Raw genomic sequence first — 3,781 nt, 5'->3', positions numbered from 1 at the left:
GGCGAACGCGACGGCTGCAAATCGCACGGCATCTACCGCGTCGAGGGCTGCCTGCGCACGCTCAAGCGGGGCAAGGTGGTAGCGGACGCGGTGCCCGTCGTCTCCGCCGACGACAGCGCCATCGTCCGCGTGAATGCCGCGGGCGGCTTCTCCAACGCCGCCTTCGAGGCCGGACTGCCGAAGCTCGTGGAGCGGACACGCACGCTGGGCGTCGCCGCGATGGTCGTCAACGACTGCACCCACTTCGCCGCCCTCTGGCCCGAGATCGAGGCGATCACCGAACACGGTCTCGCCGCGCTGGCGATGTGCCCGAGCTATGCGACCGTCGCCCCGGTCGGCGGACGTGAGCCGCTGCTGGGCACGAACCCCCTGGCATTCGGGTGGCCGCGGCGCGGCCATCCCTTCGTCTTCGACTTCGCTACCAGCGTGGCGGCCCGCGGCGAGATAGAGCTGCGCCGCCGCGCCGGCGAGACGCTCCCGGCTGGCTGGGCGCTGGGGCCGGACGGCAGTCCCACCGAGAACCCGGAGGAGGCCCTCGCCGGGGCCATGCTGCCCTTCGGCGGCCACAAGGGCTCGGCGATCTCGACCATGATCGAGCTGCTGGCCGGCGCGATGATCGGGGATCTCACCAGCCGGGAGGCCCTGGACTGGCTGGGCGACACCTCGCTCTCTCCGGGCCATGGTGAGCTGATCCTGGCCTTCGACCCGGCACGCTTCGCCGCCGGCCGCGAGGGCTCGCCGGAGGCCCGGGCGGAGATGCTGTTCGACGCGATCGTCGGACAGGGCGCCCGCCTCCCCTCCCAGCGGCGTTTCGCGGCACGCGAGACCGCCGAGACGGACGGGATCGTGCTGACGGCCGAGGAAGACGCCCAGCTCGAACGCCTGGAGCGGGAGGGGCTTGCCGCGGTGAGCTGATGCGGCAGGGACACCACCGGTGCCCCTCGGCGCGCCTCCGCCGTAGGTCGGCCGCTCCTGGCAGCCGACAGTGCCGGTGCCGCAAGGCCGGATGTTGGCTGCCGTAAGCAGCCAACCTACTCGCCCGAATTTCTGGAGCGGACGGCGGCGGGCACCGCGGGGCCCCGCCGGCTCACGGCACGGCCCCGGCACACGGGATGCGCCGGGGCCGTTACCATTGCATTGGATCAGTGCCGGCAGCGCTGGGGCAGACGCTCCGGCCAGACACGCTCGTTGTCGGGGCCGTAAAGCACCCTGACACCGCATTCACTCGCCACTCGGGCGATGGGCCGGCCCTGGCGGTCGATCATCATCGCGCTGCGCTCCGTCGTGGCGATGGCGCGCCCGTCCTGGAAAGGCGTTACCAGATCGTAGACCGGCGGTATGACGTACCGTCCGTCCCCGTCGATGAAGCCGTAACGGCCGCCGCTGGCCGCGTAGGCCAGGCCATTGTCGGCGGGCAGTCCGAGGTCCGTATAGCGTCCCCGGATCTCCCGGCGTTCCCCCGACGCGCCCACCCAGAACCCGTCCTGACCATCGGTTCGGCTCACCAGCGCGGTATCGCCACGAAATACGCCGGCCTTGCCGTCAACGATGAGGGTGATCTCGCCGTTCGGATCGGCGTATTTCGTCTTCGTTGTCCCGTCCTCGTACACACGCCCTATGATGCGGGACGCAGCGGTCGGCCAGCGCCATTCGCCGTCCGGCAGGGTCGCCACGACCCTACCTTTGGCATCGAGGATCTCTGCCCTTTCGCCGGTTGAACGCAACGCCCGTTGCGCATCGGCGTGGAAGACACTGCCCGTGCCGGGTTCGAGGGCAACGGCCCATTCGAGATCGTCGCCGAGATAGCCGATGGAGGGGCGACGCCGCAGCCTCAGCAAGTCGCCCATGACGGTGAACGTCGCCTCGTGGCCATCGAAAAGCACCTCCCCGGACGGACTCAGCAACTTGTGGACACCGGCCGGACCGTGTGCCCGGACCTCGACACTGCGGTTGTCGAGCACCGTCGCGGAAAGCAGACCTTCCGTATAGGGAACGATCGTCTCGCCGTCCGCGTCGACCAGCGCCCGGGGGATGTCCTCGAACGGGTCGCTCCCACGGCGCCGCTGAACGATCCACAGCTGGCCGTTGACCGGCTCAACCGCGGCATACGCCGGCGCCAGCACCCACTCGCCGGCCCTGTCGATCACACCGGTCTTCCCTTCCGGCGAGACCGCCGTGGCCTGACCGTCGTGAAAATCCCCCACGTCCTGGAACCGGGGTTTGGTGATCGGTTGCTGCGAGGTGAGGTCGTAGAGACTGAACAGCGCCTCCGCCGCGGCGCTCTTGCGATAGCGCATGATTCCGGGGGCGACCACCGACATGCCGAAGCCGTTGGGTATGTCGAAGAGCTGCCCCGAGCGGTCCACGACCCGGGTCACGCCATCTCCGTACACAAGGGCATTGCCGTGGTGGAAATCATCGATATGCTCCTGCCCGGCGGCGAGGATGACCGAACCCTGCCCGTCGAGGATCCCGACGCCTTCGTCGGTGTGAAACGCGAAGCGCCGCCCACGCACGGGCCCGCGGATATCGAGCGATTCGACCTTTTGCCAGTCTTCGTGGAATTCGAGCTGGCCGTCGGACATCAACATGCCGGCACCGGGCCCGCAGTCGCAGTACCGGCTCTCGCTGATCAACGCAATCGCGGCCGGATTGTCCCCGGCCCCGCCCTCCGCCGTTTCCAGGGGCTCGATATGGTGGTTGCCGAGGCGTTTGCGCGTGGCCTCGTCGAGCAGGGGACGCCCGTGCGGATCGACGATCTGGATTAACGCCTTGTCCCGGTCGCGGAACCACGTCCACGCGCCGTGACGCTCGGCGTAGGCGATCTTCCCGAACCAGTCGCGGCCGTCCTTGCTGTCCTCGCCGGTGAGATAGCTGCCGGATCCGAGAATCACGCCCGCCATCGTCTCGCCGTCGAACACCACCAACAGACCGGCGGAACGTACCAGCTTGGGTGTCAGCCCGGAGTCGAGTACGACCGGCTCGTCGAACGCCGGTCCGATGATCTTCGTATTGTCGCCCCCCCGGGCGACCAGGAAGGAACCCATGTCCCTGACGCGACTGTCCGCCTCCCCACCGAATTCAGCGATTCGTTCGCCCTGGAGATCGAAGACGGCATTACGGCCGTCAGGCCACGTAACGCGCCAGAAATCGCCCCTACGCCGCACGGCTGCGCCGTCCTTCCCCACAGCGCTGCCATCCTGGCGAATCAGTGCATCGCCCTCGAGTCCGCCCGCGGCCACGGCCGCCGCCCCGGACTCCGACGGCGCGCTGATATCCCTGTAATCCGGTTTGATCTGCCATTCCAGATCCCGGTTGATGAGCCCGTACCGGCGATCACGGCGCGCGATGAACAGCCCCGATGATCCGAACGGTTCGACCAGGATGATCCCCTCGGGTATGGCGAGCGTTTTGCCCTCGGCGTTCTCGTAGGTGACACCGTACTCGACCTCGACCCGCGCGGGGGTTCCATCACCGACACGGATTTGGTTCACGTGATCGTGCAACTCGACGTCGAGCGCTGCCCCCTCACGGTCGATAAGCCCCCACTCGCCGTCACGGACAACGGCCGCGATACCGTTATCCCGGAAGGCCCGCACGTCCTCGAACTGCGGTTCAATGGCCCACTCCCCGCGGCGATCGATATAGCCCCACTGCGCACCGTCGTAGGCACCGGCCAGTCCGCCGTGGAAGTGGGTGACATTCTCGAACCGCGGCGGGATTGCCAGTGCGCCCGCTGTATCGATGAATCCCCAGCGATACTCGGCGAAGCCGTCGACGG

At 68.2% G+C, this 3,781-nt stretch carries 2 protein-coding genes; one reads left to right on the top strand and one right to left on the bottom strand.

The window, feature by feature from the left end; all coding sequences use genetic code 11:
• Positions 1-915 (top strand): Ldh family oxidoreductase (locus G7A99_RS16660; protein WP_163142222.1); only part of this gene is annotated, 915 nt, incomplete at its 5' end.
• A gap of 227 nt (positions 916-1,142) precedes the next feature.
• On the opposite strand, the gene G7A99_RS16655 is transcribed toward G7A99_RS16660, so the two are convergent.
• A partial coding sequence (locus tag G7A99_RS16655) for a WG repeat-containing protein (protein WP_163142219.1) occupies positions 1,143-3,781 on the bottom strand: 2,639 nt, incomplete at its 5' end.

Source organism: Arhodomonas sp. KWT (assembly GCF_010993615.1).
The sequence above is the reverse complement of the archived record's forward strand: the minus strand, read 5'-3'. Positions and strand labels throughout refer to the sequence as shown.